Genomic DNA, 12,496 nt, shown 5'->3' on the forward strand with positions numbered 1-12,496 from the left:
ACCTTGGTACCGGGCTAGCGCTACTTTCTGCATATTTCCTCCTCCCGGCGGGCTTCCTATGCTGGCGCCATCTGCCGTGGAGTGTGTTATGCGCCAGCCTGCCCACCTTGCCCTGACCTGCCTGCTGGCCCTGACCGCGACGCTGTGTGCGCCCATAGTGCCCGCCGCTCAAGGCCAGCCCGCAGAACCGCTGCAAGTACGCATTGGCTACCTGGGCTACCGCCCTGATCCCGGCCCGCTGTTGTCCAACATCATGCCCGAGCCTGCCGACGCCGGGCGGCAAGGCGCCGAGCTGGCGATTGTCGACAGCAACAGCACCGGGCGCTTCCTGAAGCAGCAGTTCCAGCTGACCAACGCCACGGTCGACAGCCCCGAGGCGCTGCTGCAGGCGGCCAAGGCGCAGCACGACCAAGGCCTGCGGCTGTTCGTGGTGAATGCCCCGGCCGCCAGCCTGCGGGCGTTGTCTGCCGCCCTCCCCGACAGCCTGCTGTTCAACGCCGGCAGCCCCGACGACAGCCTGCGCAGCAGCCAGTGCCTGGGCAATGTGCTGCACAGCCTGCCGGGGCGGGCCATGCTGGCTGATGCGCTGGTGCAATTCCTGGTGCTGCGCAAGTGGCAGCGGGCGCTGCTGGTGGTGGGCCAGACCGAAGACGACCAGGCCTACGCCGCCGCCCTGCGCCGTTCGGTGAAGCGCTTTGGCGTGCAACTGGTTGCAGAAAAAACCTGGACCTTCGACAACGACCAGCGCCGCAGCGCCCAGGCCGACATGCCGCTGTTCACCCAAACCGCCGAATACGACGTGGTGCTGGTGGCGGACGAGCGCGGCGACTTCGGCGAGTACTTGCCCTACCAGACCTGGTACCCCCGCCCCGTGGCCGGCACCCAGGGCCTTACCCCCACCGGCTGGCACAAGACCGTGGAAACCTTTGGCGCAGCGCAGCTGCAAAAACGCTTCGAAGCCCAGGCCGGGCGCTGGATGAATGACCGCGACTTTGCCGCCTGGATGGCCGTGCGCAGCGTTGCCAGCGCGGCCAGCAAACTGCGCCAGGCCGAACCCCGCGCACTGCAACAACTGCTGCTCAGCGAACAGTTGCCACTTGACGGTTTCAAGGGCCGCAAGCTCAGCTACCGCCCGTGGAATGGCGAACTGCGCCAGCCAATCCCGCTGGTGCAGCCGCGCGCCCTGGTCAGCACTTCGCCTCAGGAAGGCTTCCTGCACCCCTTCAACGAAATGGAAAGCCTGGGCTACGACAAACCCGAAGTGACCTGCAGCTACCCCTGACCCGATAACCACAACAATAAGGAATTCGCCATGCGCCGCCCCCTCTTCCACCGGGCCCTGCTTTACCCCAGCCTGCTGTCGGGCGCCCTGGCGCTGGCCTGCGGGCACGCCATGGCCGCCACTGCCTGGGTCTCCAACGAAAAGGACAACAGCCTCAGCCTGATCGACATGCAAACCCTTGAAGTCACCGAAACCTTGCCGGTGGGCCAGCGCCCGCGCGGCTTGCTGCTGTCCCACGACAACACGCTGCTGTACATCTGCGCCAGCGATTCGGACCGGGTGCAGGTGATGGACGTGGCCACCCGCAAGATCATCAAGGAACTGCCCTCCGGCAAGGACCCCGAGCAGTTCGCCCTGCACCCCAACGACCGCTGGCTGTACGTGTCCAACGAGGACGACGCGCTGGTGACGGTGATCGACACCGTCACCGACAAGGTGCTTGGGCAGATCGACGTCGGTATCGAACCCGAAGGCATGGCGGTGAGCCCCGACGGCAAGTGGGCAGTAAACACCAGTGAAACCACCAACATGCTGCACTGGATCGACACCAGCACCCAGACCCTGGCCGACAGCACCCTGGTCGACCAGCGGCCGCGTTTCGTCGAGTTCAACAAGGACGGTTCGCAACTGTGGGCCTCGGCGGAAATCGGTGGCACGGTGACCATCCTCGACGTGGCCACCCGCCAGGTGCTGAAAACCCTGAACTTCCAGATCAAGGGCGTTCACCCGGACAAGGTCCAGCCGGTGGGCATCAAGCTCAGCGCCGATGGCAAGTACGCCTTCGTCGCCCTGGGGCCGGCCAACCATGTGGCGGTGATCGATGCCAAGACCTTTGATGTACTCGACTACCTGCTGGTCGGGCGGCGGGTGTGGCAGATGGCGTTTACCCCAGACCAAAGCCAGTTGCTGGCCACCAACGGGGTCAGTGGCGACGTTTCGGTGATCGACGCGAAGACCCTGAAGGTGCTCAAGTCGGTGAAGGTCGGCCGCTACCCCTGGGGCGTGGTGGTCACACCATGAACGCCCTGGACGTCAGCGATGTGAGCTTCGCCTACGGCCAGCGCGAAGCCCTCAAACAGGTGGGTTTCAGCCTGGCGCCCGGGCGTTTCGCTGCGCTGCTGGGCCCCAATGGCGCCGGCAAGTCGACCTTGATTGCCCTGCTTACCCGCCTGTACGAGCTACAGCATGGCGACATCCGCGTGTGCGGCTGCTCGCTGCGCAACGCTGCACGCCCTGCCCTGCGCCAGCTGGGTGTGGTGTTTCAGCAAAGCACTTTGGACCTGGACCTGAGCGTAGAACAGAACCTGCGCTACCACGCCGCGTTGCATGGCCTGTCGCGGCGCCAGAGCAACCTGCGGGTCGAAGCCGAACTGGCCCGCCACGGCCTTGGCGAACGCCGCCGCGATCGTGTACGCGAGCTGAACATTGGCCATCGGCGCCGGGTGGAAATTGCCCGCGCGCTGCTGCATGAACCGCGCCTGCTGCTGCTCGACGAAGCCAGCGTCGGCCTTGACCCGGCCAGCCGACTGGCGCTCAACCAGCACCTGCGCCGGCTGTGCCGCGAGCAGCAGCTGAGTGTGCTGTGGACCACCCACCTGCTGGACGAAGTGCAGCCCAGCGACGACCTGCTGATTCTGCACCAAGGGCGGCTGGTGGCCAGCGGCACCGCCGATACCCTGAGCCAGGAACACGGGGGCGACCTCGACAACGCCTTTGCCCGGCTGACCAGCACGCCCTCGGGAGCCAATGCCCTATGAACGCTTACTGGCAATGTTTCAACGGCATCATGCTGCGCGAATGGCTGCGTTTCGTGTTGCAGCGCACGCGCCTGCTCAGCGCCCTGGTGCGGCCGCTGCTGTGGTTGCTGGTGTTCGCCGCCGGGTTTCGCGCGGCGCTGGGCATTGCCATTATCGAGCCCTACGACACCTATATCCCCTATGAGGTGTACATCATTCCGGGCCTGGCCTGCATGATTCTGCTGTTCAACGGCATGCAGGGCTCGCTGTCGATGGTCTATGACCGGGAAATGGGCAGCATGCGGGTATTGCTGACCAGCCCGTTGCCACGGCCGTTTTTGCTGATCAGCAAACTGTTGGCGACCTCGTTGATTTCCCTGCTGCAGGTGTATGCCTTCCTCGCCATCGCCTGGCTGTACGGCGTGCAGCCACCGGCTGCGGGCTTGCTGCTGGCGATGCCGGCAATGCTGCTGGTGGCCTTCATGCTCAGCGCCCTGGGGCTGTTGCTGTCGAACGCGATCCGCCAGCTGGAGAATTTTGCCGGGGTGATGAATTTCGTGATCTTCCCGCTGTTTTTCCTGTCTTCGGCGTTGTACCCGCTGTGGAAGATGCGCGAGGCCAGCCAGTGGTTGTACTGGCTGTGTGCCGTGAACCCGTTTACCCATGCCGTGGAGCTGGTGCGCTTTGCCCTTTATGAGCGGTTGAACCTGCTGGCGCTGGCGGTGTGCCTTGGGTTGACCGCGCTGTTCACCCTGCTGGCGATACTCACCTTCAACCCCCAGCATGCAGCGCTGCGCAAGCCCCGCTGAGCTTCTGTCGCTTGCCCTGTGTAGGAGCGGCCTTGTGTCGCGATGGGCTGCGCAGCAGCCCCGGGATTTCAGCTGCACTGCTTGAATTGCCGGGGCTGCTGCGCAGCCCATCGCGACACAAGGCCGCTCCTACAAGGGTCCGCGTCAGGGCTGAAGTGGCGGCTCACTTTTCAACCGCCATCTACTACTTTAGTACTGCATTTGCTGTCTATCGTCGCATTCACAAAGCATCGCCACTGGCATGTAATGGGCCTATAACAAAAAGGAAAAATCCCATGCCACGTGCCCTGCGCCCCTTGCTGGCTGCCGTTTCGCTGTGTCTGTCACTGGGTACTGCCCAGGCCGACACCACTCCACTGTTCTCCGCCGAAGGCTACCGCGCCACCCTCTACCGCAGCCCTACCCCGCAGCAGGTCGAGGGCGGCCAAGTCATAAACACTGCCGCGTTACAGCTGCTGCTGGGCCAGAACCCCAAGCCGGTACTGATCGACGTCTACCGCCGCCAATGGCTGCAAGGCCGCTTCATCGAGGACGAACCCCACGCCAACCTGCCCGGCAGCCTGTGGCTGGCCAACACCGGCGATGGCGAACTGAGCCCGGCCTGGCAGGACTATTTCGTGCGTAACCTGCAAAAAGCCACCGCCGGGCACCTGCAGCAACCGCTGGTCTTTTACTGCCGCTCCGATTGCTGGTTAAGCTGGAACGCGGTAAAACGCGCGAAGGCCCTGGGCTATAACAACCTGTACTGGTACCGCGACGGTGTGGACGCCTGGCAGCAGGCCAACCTGCCGCTGCAGCCGGCGCAACCCGTGCCCTTCCCCTGAATTGCTTGCCTGCGAATGCGTGCCCCGCCCCCTCCAATAAAAACAAGGTGAAAAGGCCATGTACAAAATTCTGATTGCCGACGATCACCCCCTGTTTCGCGAAGCCATCCACAACGTCATCAGCGATGGCTTTCAAGGCAGCGAGGTCATGGAGACGGCCGACCTGGACAGCGCCCTGGCATTGACCCAGGCACACGACGACCTCGACCTGATCCTGCTCGACCTGAACATGCCTGGCATGCACGGCCTCAACGGCTTGATCACCCTGCGCAACGAGGCCCCGACCACGCCGGTGGTAATCGTTTCGGCCGAGCAGGAAAAGCAGATCGTGCTGCAGGCCATTACCTACGGCGCCGTGGGCTTCATCACCAAGTCCTCGCCACGTTCACAGATGATCGAAGCGATCGAGCAGATCCTCAACGGCAATGTCTACCTGCCGCCCGACATCATCCGTGCCCAGAAAAGCAGCAACAGCCGGCGCCACAACGATACTCCGAGCTTCCCGCCGGAAATGCTCCAGGCCCTGACCCGCAAGCAACTGCTGGTGCTTGAGCGCATGACCAAGGGCGAATCGAACAAGCAGATTGCCTATACGCTGGAAATCGCCGAAACCACGGTGAAGGCGCATGTATCGGCGATCTTGCGCAAACTCAATGTGCATAACCGGGTGCAGGCCATCCTCAGTGCCGGCGACATCGATTTTGCTGACTACTTGCGGCGTTGACCTGCAACGGCCTCTTCGCGGGCTTGCCCGCTCCCACAGGATTTGTACAGGTTCCAAGGCTTGCGCAATACCTGTGGGAGCGGGCAGGCCCGCGAAGAGGCCGGCAGCTATGTCGCGCTGCTGGCCAACAAATGGCTCATCGCAGTCTTGAGCTTCATCGGCCGCACCGGTTTGTGCATCAGGGTATGGCCCAGCTCGCGGATCTGCTGCTTGAGGTCGTTGCTGTAGTTGGCGGTGATCATCAGCGCCGGTAGCGGCTGAGCGCGGCGGGCATTGATCCGCGCCACGGCGTCGACCCCGTTGCAGTCGTTGTCCAGGTGGCAGTCGGCAATCAGCAGGTCGGCCTCGGCGTGGTAATTGTCCACCTGGCGCGCCAGGTCTTCCTCCGACAACGCAGTCACCACCTGGCAGCCCCAACCCTCCAGCAAGGTGCGCATGCCGGCGCAGATCGCCGCATCGTTATCCAGCACCCACACCCGCGCCCCCCGCAGGCGTTCGAGCATCGGCTCGCAGATCACCTGGCTCGGCTGGGCCTTGGGCGCGGTGGCGCTCAGCGGCACTTCGACGGCGAACACCGAGCCTTTGCCGAGCCATGAACGCACGCGGATCCGGTGGCCGAGGATGCCGGCGATCTTTTCCACGATCGCCAGGCCCAGGCCCAACCCGCGGTCCTGGTCCGGGCGCTGGACATCACCGCGCTTGAACTCCTGGAACATTTCTTCCAGGTGCTCTTCGGCAATGCCGATACCGCTGTCCCACACTTCGATCCGCAGGCCGCCACGCTGGCGCCGACAGCCCAGCACCACGCGCCCGCGGTGGGTGTAGCGGATGGCATTGCTGAGCAGGTTGCGCAGGATCCGCGCCAGCAGCTGGATGTCACTGCGCACCACCGCAGAACAGCCCACAAAATGCAGCTCAAGCCCTTCGCTGCGCGCCACTTCGGCGTATTCGGCAGCCAGGTTGTCCATCAGTTCGCTGAGGGCGAACGGGGCGACATCGGCCTTGATCACCCCGGCATCGAGCTTGGAAATGTCCACCAAGGTGCCTAGCAGGTTCTCTACATCCTCCAGCGAGTTGCTGACATTTCGAACCAGGTGGGCACTGTCTTGCGGATCGCGGCGTTCGAGCAGCGCGCTGGTGAACAGCCGCGCCGCGTTCAGCGGCTGCAGCAAGTCGTGGCTGACCGCAGCGAGGAATTTGGTTTTCGACAGGTTGGCCTGGTCGGCCTCGCGCTTGGCTTCTCGCAGGCGCGACTCGGCCCGGCTGCGTTCCTCGATTTCACGCAGCAACTGGTCGTTGAGGCTGGTCAGTTCAGCGGTGCGTTCGCGCACCCGCTGCTCCAGGTGCTGATAAGCCTGGTGCAGCGCCTGGGCGGTATTGCGGCGCTCGGTAATGTCGCGGATCAACACGAAGATACCCACCACGTCGCCACTGGCCAGGCGGTTGGGTACGTAGGAGCGCAGCATGTAGCGCTCCTGGCCATTGATGTTGGTTTCGGCAAATTCGAACGTGACGCTCTCCCCCGCCAGGGCCCTCGCCACATAGCCTTCCAGCCGCTGGTAATGCTGCTCGCTGTGGGCCTCTCTCAGGCTCTGGCCCAGCATTACGCCGTGCGGCCAGCAGTACCATTCTTCATAGACCTTGTTGGTGAATTCGTAGACCAGATCGGCATTCAGGTAAGCGATCAGCGCCGGGACATTGTCGGTAATCAGGCGAATCTGGTGCTGGTGGGCAGTCTCGGCCCGCTGTCGAGCCTCGCTGAGCAGGCGGTTGACCGCCTTGAGCTCCGCCATGGCCTGGTTCAGGGCATCGGTGCGCTCACGCACCTGCTCGGCCAGTACCACCGAATGCTGGAACGCCGCGTAGGGGTCGTTGCCCCGCGTTACCCCCGACTCGATGCGTTCGATCAACGCGCCGTTGATGCGCTGCAGCTTTTGGTTTTCGTGCTGCAGCCGGCAGAGCTCTGCTTGCAGCTCAGCGCCCGACAGGAGGCCGGTTGCGGGCAATGGCGACCCCGGTGAAGGTCTGGTTGATATGCATGCCATTGAACTGTTCTCCGTAGGTGTTGAAGCCGATCACCCGCTGCTCGCGCAAGAACGCTCCCACTGGCTCCAGGCCGTGATGGGCTTCCAGCTCCAGGCGCCGCAGAAAGCAATCACAACCGATGGTCAGCAGCGGCGGACCAAGGCGCTGGTGCAAACCGTCGAACAGCTGGTGCAGGTTCGGCAACAGCGGGCCCGGGGTCATGGCGGTGAGCACGATGCCGTTTTCTACCGCACAGTAGAAACTCAGGCTCATGTCCGGGTGCACTTGCTGGATCGCCCGCACGTAATACTGGTCATGAATGCGCACCGCCAGCGGATGAGCGGCGAATACCCGGTAATCGAGCGCAGCCACCGGCACGCCGATGTGCCGGGCGTACTCCTCGGCCGCAGGCTCGGCATTCAGCTCGAAGACCCGACGCTGGGCGCTGTCGGCGCCGGTTACCACCAGTTTTTCCTGGCGTGGCAGGACGTGGTGGGTGGTGAACACTTCGAAATCGAGCCAGGTGTTGACCAACACCACCACAGCGGCACCGTTGTGGAACGCGCCACCGAAGTACACATGGGTACGGTTCAGGTAGTTGTCGTCGCCGGCCGAACCGCCAAAATGCGGGATGTCCCCCAGTGCCGCGCTGAGGGCGGCGAGCACCATTTCCTCACGGCTGGACAGGCCGTCGAGCAGGGTCAGGGCAAAGCTGTGGCCCTTGATCGGTGCCAGGGTGTTGCTGCGGCAGGTGCCCACCAGGCGCTCGACCATCTGCTGCGCGTCGATGAGGCTAAAGCGCTCCATTTCATCGATCAGCTCGGTGGCAATCGAAAAATGCCGGTGATCGAAGCCCACCGCCGTGACGCAATTGCGGCCGTAGCCCAGCGGGGTGATTTCCCCAGCGCTGGTGCAGCCGACCAGGCGGATACCGCCAAAGCCCTGCTCCAACGCTTCGCCCAAGGCTTGCAAGTCGTATTCGGCGGAACAGAAGAACAGCACGAAACCCAGGTGCGGGTGCAGCAGCTGCCGCGCCAGGTCCTGGGCGGCCTGCCGGGCGTCGGTGGCCTGGGACATGGCGCTGACCACACCGTCGTTTTGAGCCTGCTGCATCGTGGTCTCCGGCGCGGGGGTGGCTGAGGGGGTCAGTGTACGAAGGTGGGTACGGGGGACGAATGCTACTTGGGTAGCGGGTGGACGGTTCCATGGGTGTAAAAGCAGCCCGTGTTTAGCAAATCATTGTGGGAGCGGGCGTGCCCGCGAACACCGGCGAAGCCGGTGCCATGAATCGCGTCGCCTGATTCGCGGGCATGCCCGCTCCCACAGGTACACACCAAGGCTGATAACCTGTGATCTACCAGGTCAGCACCGCGCCCACCGCAAAGGTATCGGTGTCTTCGTTCTGCGCACTGGTGTCATGCCCGTCGATGGAAAACTGGTTGTACTCGGCCACCAGCTTGAGGTTGTCGTTGACATCATGGAACAGCGCCACCCCGCGGGTCTCGTAGTCCGCCCCGCTGCCCACCGCGCCGTTGCCGTCGTCCTTGGTCTTGCCATAGGACAGCGCCACGCGGTTCTTGCCGACCTTGTACGAGCCCTGCAGCAGGTAGCCGTCACTGTCGACATTGCGCAACACCGGTTCGCCCGCGTTGTTGGTGAAGAACGGGTTGATGCCCTTGGCCTGGAACCCCGAGCCGGTCAGCGACAGCCCGCCCATCTTTGCCTGCACCCCGTAACCCACCCCCTTGGACGTGACCGTTTCTACCGTCGAGTCAGTGTTGTCGGAGGTCTGATAGCTGCCATTGACCCAGCTGTACATCTGCGCCCCGCCCAGGTCGAACTGGTAGGTGATCTCGCTTTCGGTGCGGGGGTTTTCCTGGTAGGCCTTGCCGGTCGGGCTGCTGTCGTTGGTGTCTACCGGGTCCATGATGCCCACCGCCACCCGCAGGCCGTCCATCACCGGCGTGCGGTAAGTGATCTGCGAGGTGGGGAACGGGTACGGGTAACCACTGCCGATGTTGCCGAACGACACCCCGCCGCCGTCCACCAGCCCCAGGGTGTCACTGACCTGGCCATAACCGGCCAGCAGCTCGTCGAGGAGGATGTTGGAGCGGGCGAACAGCCCGAAGTCTTTGCCGATCAGCACCTCGCCCCACTCGGGGTTGGCCACGGTGCCGTAGAACTGGCGCACGTCGATGGCGGTGTCGGTGCCATTGGTTTCACTGTCGTTGATCGTGACCCAGAACGAGGCACGCGCGCCGAGCTTCAGGTCATCCACCTGCTTGCCCATGTTGAAACCCAGGTAGTTGGGCAAGAAGCCCATCTTCACCCGCGACTGGCGGCGATCGAACTGCTCACCCTCACGGTCGACCTTGCTGTTGACGTAGAAGGCGTTGATGTAGCCATCGGTGGAAAAGGTTGTCTGGTCCTTGTCGTACAGCATGATCTCGGCCTCGGCGACGCCGCTCAGGCCCAGGGCAGAAAAGCTGGCGATGGCGGCTGCCAGAAGACGAGGCGGCAGGTGCTTATTGTTGTTGTGCATGGCGCGCTCCAAACGGGGACTGGATGTCGGAGGCGATTATCAGAAGTGGGCAAATTGCCGGGTACGCTGCTTTCGGGCGGGCGGGCAGGTGCTTTGGGCTGGCGGATGCGGCGTGAGGATTTGGTCGCGGTACCCGCTTGGGTCAGTACACGAGACCTAAGGCGTACGCATGAATGGTTGGTGGGTATCAATACACCTGAACGAACTGGGGCCGCCTTGCGGCCCTTCGCGGGCTTGCCCGCTCCCACAGGATTCGCGCATTTCCTGAACTCAGCGCCAGACCTGTGGGAGCGGGCAAGCCCGCGAAGGGCTGCAAAGCAGCCCCATTTCTATTAACTGAGTGTAATTGCGTCCTTCAGGAAGCAAGCGCCTGCGAACGCTGGCACGCGGGCATTTCATAGCGGTGCGGTTGCTGCCAGGCCAGGCGGGCCTGCACATCGATTGCCGCGGCCTTCACCTTCTGTGCCCAGTTCTCGTCTTTCGGGCACACCACCACCACGCTAAAACCGTGGTCGACGCCTTCCAGCCGCACACCCTCGGAATCATCAACATGCAGGTCGATGTCGAACGCCGAGGGCAACTTCGAGGGGGAGTTCTCCAGGCCGTTCTGGGCCAGGATATGCTGGTGCCGGTCACTGTTGACCACGCCATCGACATGGATGCCGTAGAGCATCAGCCAGCGGCGGATGTAGGACGGTGTGCGCCCCGACGAGGTGTAGATCCAGATGCTGCAGCCCTGCCGGCGCAGGTCGCGGATCAGCGAGCGCGTGCCACTGCGCAGGGGCTCGCCCAACCAGCGATGGACGAAGTTCGGCAGCTTGCTGTCTTCGGCGGCAGCGTGCTCGGGCAGGCAGGCGAGCGTGTCGTCGATATCGAACGAAATGCGTACCTGGCCACGCTTGATCTTGCGCTCGATGGCTTGGCGCCCGCGAACGAACATGGATGAACGTTGCATCAGCGGTGCCCCCCACAGACAGGCACGGGCGTGCCGTTCAGGAAGAACTTGCCGGGCTCAGGCGCCTTCTCTTCGAGGAAAGCGGCGTACTTTTTCTTGATCTTGGGTAGTTCGTACAAGGCCTTGACACCGTGTTTAGCGGAGTTGCGTATGACCGAGGACGGGTTGAAGTACCCCTCGGCGTTGTCCAGCGACAGCACGAATGGCGGCAACCCGGCACGCATCAGCAAGTAGCTGACGATGAGCGAACCTGTACGGTTGTTGCCTTCGATGAACAACTGCGGCTTGCTGAGGATACGTACATACACACCGGCTGCCCGCTTCCAGACCGAATCGCTGCGGTACGAGCAGTACCAGTTGTACAAGTCCTTGATGCCACCTTCGACGTTGTTGAAAAAGTGTGCCTCGGTTGCCGCGAGGTGCGGGGCATATTCCAGGCGGCGGGCCGGGTCGCTGCCGCACAGCACGGTGGCATTGATTTCCAGCATCAGGTTCAGCTGTTGCAGGTCGAAGAGGTCGATACCGCGAGCGACATAGTCGTCAATCAGGGCGTAGCCTTCAAGCACGTTCAGCAGCACCTCGTCGGTAAACGGGTCCCGCGGTTCGGTGAAATGCCGGCTGAGTTCGGCAAAGCGGCCCTGCACCTCGCGCAGTGCGCGCTCTACCGCTGAAAGATCAAGACGACGCGTTGCTCGCATTGGAAATCCCGGGTAACACTTTAACGGAAGGTAACGCGGCCGGGTGCTGCAACCGTCCTGGCTGCAACACCCGGCCACCTTGGGCATGCCTGACTCAGCTGAACTTGCCGCTGATGTAGTCGCTGGTCAGTTGCTCGCGTGGGTTCTGGAAAATCTGCGCCGTAGGGCCCATCTCGACCAGGTAGCCGGTGCGGCTGCCCTGGGAAATATCGACCGAGAAGAAGGCCGTGGTGTCGGCCACACGAATCGCCTGCTGCATGTTGTGGGTCACCAGGGCGATGGTGTAGTCCTTCTTCAGCTCGACCATCAGCTCTTCCACGCGACGGGTGGCAATCGGGTCGAGTGCGGAGCACGGTTCGTCCAGCAGCAGCACTTCGGGCTCGGTGGCGATGGCACGGGCAATGCACAGGCGCTGCTGCTGGCCACCGGACAGCGACAGGCCGCTGACCTTGAGCTTGTCCTTCACTTCGTCCCACAGCGCGGCGCCTTGCAAGGCGTGCTTCACGCGGTCACCCAGGTCGCCCTTGTAGCGGTTCAGGCGCAGGCCGAAGGCGACGTTGTCGAAGATGCTCATCGAGAACGGGTTGGGCTGCTGGAATACCATGCCGATGTAACGGCGCACGACCACCGGGTCAACGCCCTTGCCGTAGACATCCTGGCCCAGGAAGTGCACATGGCCTTCAAACCGGAAGCCCTTCACCAGGTCGTTCATGCGGTTGAGGCTACGCAGCACGGTACTCTTGCCGCAGCCCGACGGCCCGATGAAGCCGGTGATCTCGTTCTTTCTGATCGGCACATGGCTGTCACGCACGGCCATGAAGTTACCGTAGAAAATCTTGTCCAGCTTGCAGTCCATGACGATCGGGGTTGCTTCACTGACCATGGGAGCGGCTCTTTGCGC

The 12,496-nt window shown here is 63.1% G+C and carries 12 protein-coding genes; 6 read left to right on the top strand and 6 right to left on the bottom strand.

Translation table 11 applies throughout. The features are described from left to right. Positions 1-88: 88 nt before the first annotated feature. From AK81_RS00435 to AK81_RS00460, 6 genes are all read left to right on the top strand, one after another. The gene (locus AK81_RS00435; protein ID WP_043195918.1) at positions 89-1,282 is read left to right on the top strand and encodes an ABC transporter substrate-binding protein; all 1,194 of its coding nucleotides are present in this window, start codon (positions 89-91) and stop codon (positions 1,280-1,282) included. Between the two features lie 30 nt (positions 1,283-1,312). Next, positions 1,313-2,302, top strand: a complete 990-nt coding sequence (locus AK81_RS00440; protein ID WP_043195920.1) for a YVTN family beta-propeller repeat protein — start codon at positions 1,313-1,315, stop codon at positions 2,300-2,302. After that, positions 2,299-3,039, top strand: a complete 741-nt coding sequence (locus AK81_RS00445; protein ID WP_043195921.1) for an ABC transporter ATP-binding protein — start codon at positions 2,299-2,301, stop codon at positions 3,037-3,039. The genes AK81_RS00440 and AK81_RS00445 overlap by 4 nt, the downstream gene beginning before the upstream one ends. Then, entirely contained in the window at positions 3,036-3,827 is a 792-nt protein-coding gene (locus AK81_RS00450; protein ID WP_043195922.1) for an ABC transporter permease, read from the top strand. Before AK81_RS00445 ends, AK81_RS00450 begins: the two co-directional genes overlap by 4 nt. 275 nt (positions 3,828-4,102) lie before the next feature. Next, positions 4,103-4,651, top strand: a complete 549-nt coding sequence (locus AK81_RS00455; RefSeq protein ID WP_043195924.1) for a PQQ-dependent catabolism-associated CXXCW motif protein — start codon at positions 4,103-4,105, stop codon at positions 4,649-4,651. Positions 4,652-4,709: 58 nt separating this feature from the next. After that, positions 4,710-5,375: a response regulator transcription factor gene (locus AK81_RS00460; protein WP_043195925.1), complete on the top strand. Its 666-nt coding sequence runs from the start codon at positions 4,710-4,712 to the stop codon at positions 5,373-5,375. A 107-nt stretch (positions 5,376-5,482) separates the two neighbouring features. Here the strand turns inward: AK81_RS00460 and AK81_RS00465 are convergent, their stop codons facing one another. The 6 genes from AK81_RS00465 to pstB form a co-directional block, all read right to left on the bottom strand. Then, positions 5,483-7,381 carry a hybrid sensor histidine kinase/response regulator gene (locus AK81_RS00465; protein ID WP_043195926.1) on the bottom strand — a complete coding sequence of 633 codons (1,899 nt, stop codon included), beginning with the start codon at positions 7,379-7,381 and terminating at the stop codon, positions 5,483-5,485. Then, on the bottom strand, positions 7,350-8,513 hold the full coding sequence (gene nosP / locus AK81_RS00470) for a nitric oxide-sensing protein NosP (protein WP_043195928.1): 1,164 nt from the start codon (positions 8,511-8,513) through the stop codon (positions 7,350-7,352). Before nosP ends, AK81_RS00465 begins: the two co-directional genes overlap by 32 nt. A 241-nt stretch (positions 8,514-8,754) precedes the next feature. Further along, complete coding sequence (locus tag AK81_RS00475) at positions 8,755-9,942, bottom strand: porin (RefSeq protein WP_043195930.1); 1,188 nt, start codon at positions 9,940-9,942, stop codon at positions 8,755-8,757. A 355-nt stretch (positions 9,943-10,297) separates the two neighbouring features. Beyond that, the gene (locus AK81_RS00480) at positions 10,298-10,897 is read right to left on the bottom strand and encodes a hypothetical protein (protein WP_043195931.1); all 600 of its coding nucleotides are present in this window, start codon (positions 10,895-10,897) and stop codon (positions 10,298-10,300) included. Then, positions 10,897-11,595, bottom strand: coding sequence for a hypothetical protein (locus tag AK81_RS00485; RefSeq protein ID WP_043195932.1), 699 nt, complete (start codon positions 11,593-11,595; stop codon positions 10,897-10,899). Before AK81_RS00485 ends, AK81_RS00480 begins: the two co-directional genes overlap by 1 nt. Before the next feature lie 94 nt (positions 11,596-11,689). Beyond that, positions 11,690-12,478: a phosphate ABC transporter ATP-binding protein PstB gene (gene pstB / locus AK81_RS00490; protein ID WP_016500238.1), complete on the bottom strand. Its 789-nt coding sequence runs from the start codon at positions 12,476-12,478 to the stop codon at positions 11,690-11,692. Positions 12,479-12,496 lie beyond the last annotated feature (18 nt).

Origin of the sequence: Pseudomonas putida W15Oct28 (assembly GCF_000708715.2) — a bacterium.
GTDB lineage: Bacteria > Pseudomonadota > Gammaproteobacteria > Pseudomonadales > Pseudomonadaceae > Aquipseudomonas > Aquipseudomonas putida_R.